Source organism: Curvibacter fontanus, from assembly GCF_054780335.1.
Window position 1 is genome coordinate 19,991 of record NZ_BAAGWN010000036.1, and the last position, 11,517, is coordinate 31,507.

An 11,517-nucleotide genomic window follows, 5' to 3' on the forward strand; every position below is an offset into this window, starting at 1 on the left:
CTGTGGACAGGAAAGGGCGCTACTAAAGGCGGGATAATACCCTATCCCCTGTGTATAACCCGCTGTTCCGGGGCCCCTCGGCCCCCGGGCTTACACCCGGTTTCAACCTGCCTGCCATGTCCCTGACCCCTGCAGACATCTCGCGCATCGCCAATCTGGCCCGCCTCGAGCTCCACCCGGCCGAAAGCGAACGCATGCGCCTGCGCATCAACGGCTTCTTCGACATCGTCGAGCAGATGCGCGCCGTCGACACCACGGGCATCGAGCCCCTGGCCCACCCCACCATGGCTGCGGTCACCGGCGCGGCCGCCCTGCGCCTGCGCCAGGACACGGCCAGCGAGCCCAACCAGCGGGAAGCCAACCAGCAAAGCGCCCCGGCCGTCGAGCGCGGCCTGTTCCTGGTCCCCAAGGTGATCGAGTGATGTCCGAACTGCACCAGCTCTCCCTCACCGAGCTCGCGCGCCAGCTGCGCGAGAGGAAGGTCTCCGCCGTCGAGACGGCCCGGCATTTCCTGGCCCGCATGTCGAGCCACCAGGACCTTTCGGCTTTCCTGGCCGTGAACGAAGAGACCACCCTGGCCCAGGCCCGCACGGCTGACGCGGCCCTGGCCGCCGGCACGCCCGGCCCCCTGGCCGGCGTGCCCATCGCGCACAAGGACATCTTCGTCACCCGGGATTTCCCCTCCACCGCCGGCTCGAAGATCCTGGCCGGCTACCGCTCGCCCTTCGACGCCACCGTGGTGGCGCGGCTGGGCAATGGAGCGCCCGGCCAGCCGGGCGGTGCCGGCATGGTGACCCTGGGCAAGCTCAGCTGCGACGAGTTCGCCATGGGCTCGGCCAACGAAAGCGTGGCGGTTCCGGCCGTGGGCCACAACGCGCCGACCCCGGTGCGCAACCCCTGGGACAAGAGCCGCACGTCCGGCGGCTCCTCGGGTGGCAGCGCCGCCGCCGTGGCCGCACGCCTGGCGCCCGCAGCCACCGGCACCGACACCGGCGGTTCGATCCGCCAGCCCGCCTCTTTCTGCGGCATCACGGGCATCAAGCCCACCTACGGCCGCGCGAGCCGCTACGGCATGATTGCCTACGCCTCCAGCCTGGACCAGGCCGGCCCCATGGCCCGCTCTGCCTCCGACTGCGCCCTGCTGCTCTCGGCCCTCTGCGGCCCGGACCCGGACCGCGACTCGACCTCGCTGGACGTGCCCGCTGAGGACTACAGCCGCGGCCTGAACGACAAGCTCGACGGCCTGCGCATCGGCCTCCCCAAGGAGTTTTTCGGCCCCGGCCTGGCCGCCGACGTGCGTGCGGCCCTTGACGCGGCACTCAAGGAATACGAGAAGCTCGGAGCGAAACTCGTCGAGATCTCGCTGCCACGCACCGAGCTCGCGATCCCGGTCTACTACATCATCGCCCCGGCCGAGGCCAGCTCCAACCTCTCGCGCTTCGACGGCGTGAAGTTCGGCCACCGGGCGAAGGACTACGCCGACCTGCTCGAGATGTACAAGAAGACCCGCGCCGAAGGTTTCGGCGACGAGGTCAAGCGCCGCATCATGGTGGGCACCTATGTGCTGAGCCACGGTTATTACGACGCCTACTACCTGCAGGCGCAGAAGATACGCCGCCTGATCGCCGACGATTTCCAGCGGGCGTTCAAGCAGTGCGACGTGATCGCCGGCCCGGTGGCGCCCACCGTGGCCTGGGCCCTGGGCGACAAGACCGACGACCCGGTCGCCGCCTACCTGGCCGACATCTACACCCTGCCCGCCTCGCTGGCCGGCCTGCCGGGCATGAGCCTGCCCGTGGGCTTCGGCGCGAACAACATGCCCGTGGGCCTGCAGCTGATCGGCAACGTCCTGCAGGAGGCGAAACTGCTCAACGTGGCACATCGCTACCAGCAGGCCACCGACTTCCACCTCCGCACCCCGGAGGGCTTTTGAGATGACCAGCAAACTCGTCCAGGGCTACGAAGTCGTGATCGGCTTCGAGACGCATGCCCAGCTCTCCACCCAGAGCAAGATCTTCAGCCGCGCTTCGGTCGCCTTCGGCGCCGAACCCAACACCCAGGCCTGCGCCGTGGACCTGGCCCTGCCGGGCACCCTGCCGGTCATGAACCGCGGCGCGGTCGAACGCGCCATCGAGTTCGGTCTGGCCATCGGCTCCCACATCGCGCCGCGCAGCATCTTTGCGCGCAAGAACTATTTCTACCCCGACCTGCCCAAGGGCTACCAGATCAGCCAGTTCGAGATCCCGGTGGTGCAGGGTGGCGAAATCAGCTTTTACCTCGGCCCTTCGACAGGCTCAGGACTGGCTCAAGAGAAGAAGACCGTGCGCCTGGTGCGCGCCCACCTGGAAGAAGACGCGGGCAAGTCGCTGCACGAGGACTTCATCGGCCAATCAGGCATCGACCTGAACCGCGCGGGCACCCCGCTGCTGGAGATCGTGACCGAGCCCGACATGCGCTCCAGCGAAGAGGCCGTGGCCTACGCCAGGGAGCTGCACAAGATCGTCACCTGGATCGGCATCTGCGACGGCAATATGCAGGAAGGCAGCTTCCGCTGCGACGCCAACGTCTCGGTGCGCAAGCCCGACCAGACCCTGGGCACACGCCGCGAGATCAAGAACCTGAACAGCTTCAAGTTCATGCAGCAGGCCATCGACTACGAGGTGCGCTGGCAGATCGAGCAGATCGAGGACGGCCACGCCATCCAGCAGGCCACCGTGCTCTTCGACCCCGACACGGGTGAGACCCGCGCCATGCGGACCAAGGAGGACGCGGCCGACTACCGCTACTTCCCCGACCCGGACCTGCCGCCACTGGTGATCGAATCGGAATGGATCGAACGCGTACGCAGTGAACTGCCCGAACTGCCGCGCGCCATGGCCGCGCGTTTCGTGACCGACTACGGCCTGCCCGAGTACGACGCCACCACGCTCACGCAGAGCAAGGCCATGGCGGCCTATTTCGAGGCGACGGCCCAGGCCTGCAAACAGCCCAAACTGGCCAGCAACTGGATCATGGGCGAGGTGTCGCGGCGCCTGAACTCCGAAGAAGGCACTTTCGAGCGAGTCAAGGTCCATCCCTTGGAACTCGCCGCGTTGATTTCTCGCATTGCAGACGGCACGATTTCCAACAATGCTGCACGACAACTGTTCGAAGAGATGTGGGCAAGTGTTGAGTGGAGCGCGAGTGGCGGCCGTGTCATCAACGTCTCAATCACTGAGGCGATTAGCCTCACCGACAAAGTGGACGCCCTCATCGAGACCAAGGGCCTGAGACAGATGAACGACTCCGGCGCGCTGGAGAAAATCATCGACGAGGTGATCGCGGCCAACGCTGACAACGTCGCGCAGTTCAAGGCCGGCAAGGACAAGGCCTTCAACGCGCTGGTGGGCCAGGTCATGAAAGCCAGCAAGGGCAAGGCCAATCCGCAGCAGGTCAACGATCTGTTGCGCAGCAAGCTGGCCTGAGCGGCCGGTCCGGCCCTCAGTTGGGCGAGGCGCCGGCCTGTGTCCAGAGCGGCTGCAGGCGGCCGAGCTCTTCGTCGAAACGGGCGTTCAGGCGGGCCATCTCGGCCTCCTGGTCGGCGATGAAGCGCTCCTGCACGGCGGTGCTCTTTTCGTTCTCGTCGACCAGGCGCTGCAGCGAAGGCGGCACCTTGCTCGGGTCCTTGGCGTAGAACTCCAGCTCGGTGTCCAGCTCCTTGCGCTGGCGTTGCAGTTCCCGGACGCGGTTCGTGGCGGCCTGGCGCACCACGCTGATCTGGGTCAGGGCTTCGGAGCGCTCCTTGTCATGCACGGAACGGCTGGGATAACGCACCAGCAGGGCGCGCTCGCGCCGTTTTTCCTCGGCCTGGCGCGCCTGCTCCTCGGCTTCACGGCGTTTTCTGGCCTCCAGCGCGGCGCGCTCGGGCCCGGTCAGGGTGGGGGGAATGATGGCGCGCACCGTGCCACTGGGGTTGAGCAGCCTTTGCTCGCGGTCGGCGCATTCACTGATGGGGCGGTCGGACGTGAGCTTGCGCCCCTTGGCATCGACGCAACTGTAAATGCCGCCTTCGACGCTGGCCTGCGCGTACGCCTGCAGCGCGCCGCCCGCGAGCAGCATGCCCACCGCCACCATCCCTGCCCATCGCTTCATGTTGATCCATCCTGGACGCCGTAGCGTTGTCGATAAGCCAGCACGCGCGCGTGGTCGGCGGCCAGGCCATCTTTGCTGTTGTGCTCCAGATACTGCAACAAATCGGCCAGCTTCGCAATGGCGGCCACCTGCAATCCCAAGCGATTTCGTACGTATTGCACGGCACTGTAGGGCACGTCCTGCCCGTTTTCGGTGGCCATTTCCTGCCGGTCCAGGGCGATCACCACCCCATGGGGCGTGGCGCCCGCGGCCTCGATCAGGGCGATGGACTCGCGCGCGGCGGTGCCGGCGGACATGACGTCGTCGACGACGAGAACCCGGCCCTTGAGCGGTGCGCCGACCAGGGCGCCGCCTTCGCCGTGGTCCTTGGTTTCCTTGCGGTTGTAGGCAAAAGGCACGTTGCCCCCGTGCCGCGCCAGCTCCACGGCCAGGGCCGCGCCCAGGGGGATGCCCTTGTAGGCCGGGCCGAAGATCATGTCGAACGCGATGCCGGAGGCGATCAGGCGGCGCGCATAGAATTCGGCCAGCCGGCCCAGCTTGGCGCCGTCGTCGAACAGGCCCGCATTGAAAAAATAGGGGGAGAGTCGGCCGGCCTTGGTCTTGAATTCGCCGAAACGCAGCACGCCGCATTCGACCGCAAAAGCCACGAAATCCTGGGCCAGGCTGTCCTGCCCGCTCACCACACCGTCCGCCATGGGAAATTCCTTGTTCAAACTCGTCAGCCTCAACCTCAACGGCATACGCTCGGCCACCAGCAAGGGGCTGGAGGCCTGGCTGGACCAGACTCGTCCGGATTGTATGGGGGTGCAGGAGGTCAAGGCCCAGGCGAACGACGTGGCCGGGCGCTTCGAGGAACTCGCCGGCCTGCGCGGCTACTTCCACTACGCCGAGAAAAAGGGCTACTCGGGCGTGGGGCTCTACACCCGGCACGAACCGAGCGATGTGCGCATCGGCTACGGTTCACCCGAATTCGACGCCGAAGGCCGTTATGTGGAACTGCGCTTCGACACCCCGCAACGCAAGCTGTCGCTGATCAGCTGCTACTTCCCCAGCGGTTCCTCGGGCGAAGAGCGGCAGGAGGCCAAGTTCCGCTTCCTGGACCAGATCTACCCGCACCTGCAAAAGCTCAGGAAACAACGCGAGTTCATCCTCACCGGCGACGTCAACATCGCGCACAAGGAAATGGACCTCAAGAACTGGAAGGGCAATCTCAAGAATTCGGGTTTCCTGCCCGAGGAGCGCGCCTGGATGACCAGGCTGCTGGACGAAGGCGGCCTGGTCGACGTCTACCGCCGCCTGCAGCCCGAGACCACCGACGCGGCTTACACCTGGTGGAGCAACCGCGGCCAGGCCTACGCCAAGAACGTGGGCTGGCGCATCGACTACCAGCTGGCCACGCCGGCCTTGGCCGAGCGGGCGCGCAGCGAATCCATCTACAAGGGCGAGAAGTTCAGCGACCACGCGCCGCTGACCATCGGCTACGAAGCCCTGCTGTGAGCCCGGGCTTCAGTGGTCGACGTTGAGTCTGGCGTGGATGCGGCGCGTGGTGCGCCACACCGCCCACAAGACCAGCGGGATCAGCGCCCCCACGGCGATCTCGGGGTTGAGCGGCGCGCCGGCAGCCTTGGCGGCCTTGGCCCCATAAAGCAGGAGACTGACCACGTAGTAGGAAATGGCCGCGATGGACAGGCCTTCCACCGTGGACTGCAGGCGCAGCTGCAGTTCCTGCCCGCGCGTGAGCTTTTCCAGCAACTGCTGGTTCTGCGCCTCGGTGGCAATGTCCACCCGCGTGCGCAGCAGGGCGCTGGCGCGCGAGACGCGTTCGGACAGGGAGATCAGGCGCTGCGACGTGGCCACCACCGTGGCCATGGCCGGAGAAAGGCGGCGCTGCAGAAACTCGCCCAGGGTCTGGGTGCCGGGCACCGGCTGCTCACGCAACTCGGCCAGGCGCTGGCCCACCAGGGTGTCATAAGCCCGTGTGGCCGAGAAACGGTAGTCGTGCTCGGCGGTGGCGCGTTCCACGCGCGCGGCCAGCGCGATCAGGGTGTCCAGCAGCTCCTGCTCCGAGGCCTGCTTGTTTTCCAGACTCGCCGTGATGCCGGCCAGCTGCCCCTCGGCTTGCGTCAGCATGGGCCCCAGGCCCTTGGCCACGGGCAGGCCGCGCAGGGCCATGAGGCGGTAGGTCTCGAGTTCCAGCAGGCGCTGCGAAACGCGGCCGGCCCGCGTTTCCGAGGTTCCGGGCGGCGCGATCACCAGCAGGCGTTCGAAGCCGCTGTCGCGCAGCTGGAAATCGGTCACGGCCAGGGAATGGCCGTTGTTGCCCATGACCGAAGCCACCACCGGGTGGTCACCGAACCAGCGACGCGCCTGCACCAGGCTGCTGTCCGGTGGCGACACCTCACCATGCACCATGGCCAGCTTGATGGCCGCGATGGTGCGCCCCGGAATCTCGCGCAGCCACTGGGGCGCCACCACCAGCGAGGTCAGCAGCTCCGGGTCGCTGGCGTCCAGCCACGCATGCTTGGGCAGCGGCTGCACGATGGAGTAACGCGTGAACTCGGTGTGGCGCTCCCACTTGACGGTGTAACCCTCGAAACGCAGGCGCAGGAAGTTGCCCTGCAGGCGTTCCGGCATCAGGTCCTGCTGGCCGGGCAGGCGGCGCAGGTGCTCGCACTCCTGCTCGCGGCTGATGCCCTCGTTGAGCACGGCCACATAGATCACCAGGGCCGGCAGGCGGATACGCGCCGAAGGGCGGGCGTGCACCTCGTTGTGCAGCATGGCGCGTTGGCCGTCATCGGCTGGCAGCAGGCGGGGGGGTTCGGCGGGGGCATTCGCATTCATGGGTCGCATTTTGCCGGCATAACGTGACGTCGCCGTGCAAAATGCGGCTTTCAACGTCTCTTTCACCCCCTTTTTTCCTGGCCATGCTCAAGTACCAGACCGTTCCCGTGACCGCCTTTGAACAGAATTGCTCCATCGTCTGGTGCGACGCAACTATGGAGGCCGCCGTCATCGACCCGGGCGGTGACCTGCCGCGCATCACGGCCGAAGTGGTGCGCCTGGGCCTCACGCTCAAGGCCATCTGGCTGACCCATGCCCACATCGACCATGCCGGCGGCACGGCCGAACTCGCCCGCCTGCTCCAGTTGCCCATCATCGGCCCCCATCCCGGCGACCAGTTCTGGATCGACCAGCTGGCCGAGCAGAGCCGCATGTTCCGTTTCCCCCCGTCGGAGCGCTTCACGCCCACCCGCTGGCTGAAGGACGGCGACACCGTGAGCATCGGCCACAGCACGCTCAGCGTACGCCATTGCCCGGGCCACACACCCGGGCATGTGGTCTTCCACTCTCCCGAAGCCCAGCGCGCTTTCGTCGGCGACGTGTTGTTTGCCGGCTCCATCGGCCGTACCGATTTCCCCCAGGGCAACCACGCCGACCTGATCCGCAGCATCACGGAGCGACTGTGGCCCATGGGCAACGATACCGTCTTCATCCCGGGCCACGGCCCCGAAAGCACCTTTGGCCGCGAGCGCCAGACCAATCCTTTTGTAGGCGGAACGTAAGCACACGCTACCGCTCGTCCTCTCATGTGGCAGGGCGCACAGAAACCCTGTCGCACGCTTCAGTAAACGGCGCGCCAGGCCGATCTCCTCAATAATCAAATCCAGTTTGAAACTTAGCAACCATCATGAATCCGCTGCGCGCCCGCCTGCTGGCGCTGGCCCTCTTTACTGCAGCGGCCGGCCCGGCGCCGGCCCAAGTCACCTATGCCAACCCGGGCCTCTACAGCCTGGGTCACGGCCTGCCCGTCGGCGGCAGCTGGGGCCTGCGCAGTGACTACAGCCCCGGCCTGAAATGGAAGGGCCCTGAAAGCCGCCTGGACGCCGGATTCCCGGCCGACATCAACCGCGCCAGCCTCTATGCCGACTGGTTCCCCTTCGGCAGCGGCTTTCGTGTGGTCGGCGGCCTGAACTTCAACGACACACGCAACGCCCAGGTCAACCCGCTTGGCTACACGGCGACTGCGGCCGGCAGCCCCTACCAACTGCGTCCGCGATCCCCCAACACCTCCACCTATGTGGGGGTGGGCTATGGCCAGCAGGGCCAGGCCGGCAAGGGCCTGGGCTTTTACGCCGACATGGGGGTCTCATTGGGCGCCCTGCCCAGCGAGACGGACAGCGGTCAGGGCAGCAACGCCACGCTGGACATGGATGGGTGGCGCACGCAGAGCAACGGCTGGCTGGGCTTTCGTTACCTGCCCAGCGTGTCGCTGGGCCTGATCTACCGTTACTGAGCGACCCGCCGCCTCAAACGGCACGACCCGTTTTAAAATCGTTGTCGCGGTACGCAAGCTTCGGGACCTCTCCTTATGAAAAAACAGCTTTTCAGCCTGGCTCTCTTGACCGGTTTTGGCGCCAATATTCAGGCGCAAGACATTTATGGCGGCCTCGGCTTGCCCGGCCTCTATACCCTGGGTTACGCTCAGCCCATAGGCAACCGTTGGGGCCTGCGCGGCGAATACGCCGGCGGTCTGTCGGCCAGTGCCAGCGGAACCGACAACGGCGTGCGCTACGACGCCACCTTCAAGTCCAGCCGTGCCGGTCTGTTTGCCGACTGGTTTCCCTTCAGCGGCGGGTTCCGCCTGGTCGGTGGCGTCACGGCCAACGACACCAGGCTGAACGTGAATGGCGTGGGCGGCCCCAACACCACCATCGGCAGCGTCACGACCGACACCACGGGCAAGAAATTCAACGTGAACCTGAAGTACCCGAGCACCACCGCCTATCTGGGCCTGGGCTACGGTCACCATGTCACGACCAAGGGCCTGGGCTTTTATGCCGACGTCGGCGTCACTCTCGGCTCTTTCACGGCCGATATCGATACCGACCTGGTCGGCTACAACGGCATCACCCAGGCCGATGTCGATGCACAGAAAAAGAAGATGAACGACTCCCTCGGCGGCCTGGCTTACCTGCCCAGTTTTTCCGTCGGCATGGTCTATCGCTTCTGAAACCAGCCTCGACGGCTTTCATGGCCGCGCGCCTGCACGACGGGCCCGCTCATACAGCGGCAGCACCTTGGGCAGATTTTTCTCGATTTCGACAATACGGGCCTGGCCCGAAGGGTGGGTGGACAGCCATTGCGGCGGTGCGCCCTTGCTGGCCGCACTCATCTTGTGCCACAGGCTCACCCCGGCGCGGGGGTCGTACCCCGCGCGCGCGGCCAATTCCATGCCCACCAGGTCCGCTTCCGTCTCGTCGCTGCGGCTGAAACTGAGTTTCGCCAGGCTGGCGCCGCCGCGCGCCGCGCCGTCGGTGAGGCGTGGGTCCACGCCCAGCCAGGCGGCCACCACGGCGCCGCCCACGCGCGCCAGGCCCTCGGTCACGGCGCCCTTGCCCATGCGTTCGCGCGCATGCTCGCGCAAGGCGTGCGCGATCTCATGGCCCATGACCATGGCCACCTCGTCGTCCGTCAGTTGCAACTGGTCGAGGATGCCGGTGTAGAAAGCGATCTTGCCGCCGGGCATGCAGAAGGCATTGACCTGGGGCGACCGGATCAGGCTGACCGCCCATTTCCAGTCCCGCGCACGCGGATTCCACGCCAGGGCGTGCGGAATGATGTTTCTGGCAATGCCCTGCAAGCGCTGGACCTGCGGGTGATCCCGGGGCAGCAGGGCCTGTTTGCTGGTGGCCTGTTTCTGCAGCTGCAGGTATTGCTGTTCCGCCGTTTTCTCGATTTGCTCGGCCGGCACCAGCTTGGTGAAAGCCGAGTTCTTGCCCACGTCCACGCCGTCCCGCTGCGACGCGGGACGCTCGTTGCAAGCCGCCAGCAACGCGGCTGTCAGCAGCAGGGCCAGCCAGGCCACAAGAGATCGTCGTTTTGTTTCGGTCATGGGATGGGTGAGCCGGGGGCAGCGCTTATTATTCCCGCATGACACCAAGTGCGCCCGAAACGGCCCAACTCAAGCCCAGCTGGGGCGCCACCCTGCGCGTCTACCTCGAACCCGCCACCCTGCGCATGCTGGCCCTGGGCTTTGCCGCCGGCCTGCCCCTGCTGCTGGTGCTGGGCACGCTGAGCTTTCGCCTGCGCGAGGCCGGCGTGGACCGCGGCACCATCGGCGAACTCAGCTGGGTCGGCCTGGCCTACGCCTTCAAGTGGGCCTGGGCCCCGCTGGTCGACCGCCTGCCCCTGCCCGGCCTGACCCGCTGGCTGGGCCTGCGGCGCAGCTGGTTGCTGCTCTCGCAGGGGGCCATCATGGCCGGGCTGGTGGGCATGGCCCTGAGCAATCCGCAAAACGGCCTGCAAGCCGTGGTCTGGTGCGCGCTGGCCGTGGCTTTCGCCTCGGCCACGCAGGACATTGCGCTGGACGCCTTCCGCATCGAATCGGCCGGGGCCGAGCGCCAGGCCGCGCTGGCGGCGGCCTACCAGACCGGCTACCGCGTGGCCATGATCTGGGCCGGCGCCGGCGTACTGTGGCTGGCCGCGCGCGCCGAGGTCAACGTGACCGGCTACCAGAACACCGCCTGGGAAACCGCCTACCTGGTCATGGCCGCCAGCATGCTGCCCGGCGTGCTGACGGTGCTGTTCTCGCGCGAACCGATGCGCCACGAACTGCCGCCTGCGCGCGGCCCGGGCGAATGGCTGCAGGGTGCACTGGTCGAACCCTTTGCCGATTTCCTGCGCCGCTACCAGTGGCAGGCCGCCCTGATCCTGGGCCTGATCGCGGTCTACCGTATCAGCGACGTGGTCATGGGCATCATGGCCAACCCCTTTTACGTGGACATGGGCTACACCAAGGACGAGGTGGCGGCCGTGACCAAGGTCTACGGCGTGATCATGACCCTGGTGGGCGCCTTCCTGGGCGGCGTGCTGGCCATGCGCCTGGGTGTGATGCGCGTGCTCATGCTGGGCGCCCTGCTCAGCGCGGCCAGCAACCTGCTGTTCGCCTGGCTGGGGACCCGGGGCCACGATGTCACGGCGCTGGTTTTTGTGATCTCGGCCGACAACCTCTCCAGCGGCATCGCCTCGGCCGCCTTCATCGCCTACCTCTCCAGCCTGACCAACATCAGCTACTCGGCCACGCAGTACGCGCTGTTCAGCTCCATGATGCTGCTCGCCCCCAAGTTCATCGCCGGCTTCTCGGGCCACTATGTGGATGCTTACGGCTATGGCCATTTCTTCGTCGCCACCGCCTTGCTGGGCCTGCCGGTGCTCTTGCTGGTGGGGCTGGCGGCGCGGGCGACACGTCGTCAAGGCAGCTAGTGTAGTGTTTGATTCTTGAGTGAACTTAAATGGATGGCCAACCTCCAATGCTCTACTACGGTTTGCGTTGGAGCCAAAAATTGCGAGTTGCCCCGGCGATTGTGTTGACGAATGAACAGGAAA

12 protein-coding genes are annotated in these 11,517 nt (G+C 66.4%); 8 read left to right on the plus strand and 4 right to left on the minus strand.

All coding sequences use genetic code 11. From position 1 onward, the window contains the following. The first annotated feature begins 116 nt into the window (after window positions 1–116). Genes gatC through gatB form a run of 3 tightly spaced genes read left to right on the plus strand, consistent with a single transcriptional unit; the run spans window position 117 to window position 3,464 of the window. A complete protein-coding gene (gene gatC, locus ACYVH8_RS13250) occupies window positions 117–422 on the plus strand; it encodes an Asp-tRNA(Asn)/Glu-tRNA(Gln) amidotransferase subunit GatC (RefSeq protein ID WP_460489287.1) in 306 nt (101 codons plus the stop codon). After that, window positions 422–1,933, plus strand: coding sequence for an Asp-tRNA(Asn)/Glu-tRNA(Gln) amidotransferase subunit GatA (gatA, locus tag ACYVH8_RS13255; RefSeq protein ID WP_460489288.1), 1,512 nt, complete (start codon window positions 422–424; stop codon window positions 1,931–1,933). The genes gatC and gatA overlap by 1 nt, the downstream gene beginning before the upstream one ends. A gap of 1 nt (window position 1,934) precedes the next feature. Next, a complete protein-coding gene (gene gatB / locus ACYVH8_RS13260; RefSeq protein WP_460489289.1) occupies window positions 1,935–3,464 on the plus strand; it encodes an Asp-tRNA(Asn)/Glu-tRNA(Gln) amidotransferase subunit GatB in 1,530 nt (509 codons plus the stop codon). Window positions 3,465–3,480: 16 nt separating this feature from the next. Here the strand turns inward: gatB and ACYVH8_RS13265 are convergent, their stop codons facing one another. Next, entirely contained in the window at window positions 3,481–4,131 is a 651-nt protein-coding gene (locus tag ACYVH8_RS13265) for a DUF4124 domain-containing protein (RefSeq protein ID WP_460489290.1), read from the minus strand. After that, window positions 4,128–4,826, minus strand: coding sequence for an orotate phosphoribosyltransferase (gene pyrE / locus ACYVH8_RS13270; RefSeq protein ID WP_460489291.1), 699 nt, complete (start codon window positions 4,824–4,826; stop codon window positions 4,128–4,130). Before pyrE ends, ACYVH8_RS13265 begins: the two co-directional genes overlap by 4 nt. Between pyrE and ACYVH8_RS13275 the strand changes: the two genes are divergently transcribed. Beyond that, a complete protein-coding gene (locus tag ACYVH8_RS13275) occupies window positions 4,825–5,628 on the plus strand; it encodes an exodeoxyribonuclease III (protein ID WP_460489292.1) in 804 nt (267 codons plus the stop codon). The genes pyrE and ACYVH8_RS13275 overlap by 2 nt on opposite strands. A 9-nt stretch (window positions 5,629–5,637) precedes the next feature. Here ACYVH8_RS13275 and ACYVH8_RS13280 read toward each other — a convergent pair whose 3' ends face one another. Continuing rightward, window positions 5,638–6,972 (minus strand): DUF3422 family protein, encoded by a 1,335-nt coding sequence (locus ACYVH8_RS13280; RefSeq protein WP_460489293.1) that lies wholly within the window; start codon window positions 6,970–6,972, stop codon window positions 5,638–5,640. An 83-nt stretch (window positions 6,973–7,055) separates the two neighbouring features. Here ACYVH8_RS13280 and ACYVH8_RS13285 point away from each other — a divergent pair, with 83 nt between their 5' ends. The 3 genes from ACYVH8_RS13285 (at window position 7,056) to ACYVH8_RS13295 (ending at window position 9,142) form a co-directional block, all read left to right on the plus strand. After that, window positions 7,056–7,694, plus strand: a complete 639-nt coding sequence (locus ACYVH8_RS13285; protein ID WP_460489294.1) for an MBL fold metallo-hydrolase — start codon at window positions 7,056–7,058, stop codon at window positions 7,692–7,694. Between the two features lie 125 nt (window positions 7,695–7,819). Then, complete coding sequence (locus ACYVH8_RS13290) at window positions 7,820–8,425, plus strand: hypothetical protein (RefSeq protein WP_460489295.1); 606 nt, start codon at window positions 7,820–7,822, stop codon at window positions 8,423–8,425. Window positions 8,426–8,500: 75 nt separating this feature from the next. Then, window positions 8,501–9,142 carry a hypothetical protein gene (locus ACYVH8_RS13295; protein ID WP_460489296.1) on the plus strand — a complete coding sequence of 214 codons (642 nt, stop codon included), beginning with the start codon at window positions 8,501–8,503 and terminating at the stop codon, window positions 9,140–9,142. An 18-nt stretch (window positions 9,143–9,160) separates the two neighbouring features. Here the strand turns inward: ACYVH8_RS13295 and ACYVH8_RS13300 are convergent, their stop codons facing one another. Continuing rightward, window positions 9,161–10,024 (minus strand): M48 family metallopeptidase, encoded by an 864-nt coding sequence (locus tag ACYVH8_RS13300; protein ID WP_460489297.1) that lies wholly within the window; start codon window positions 10,022–10,024, stop codon window positions 9,161–9,163. A 38-nt stretch (window positions 10,025–10,062) separates the two neighbouring features. On the opposite strand from ACYVH8_RS13300, the gene ACYVH8_RS13305 reads away from it, so the two are divergent. Beyond that, window positions 10,063–11,394 (plus strand): AmpG family muropeptide MFS transporter, encoded by a 1,332-nt coding sequence (locus tag ACYVH8_RS13305; RefSeq protein WP_460489298.1) that lies wholly within the window; start codon window positions 10,063–10,065, stop codon window positions 11,392–11,394. Window positions 11,395–11,517: the final 123 nt, after the last annotated feature.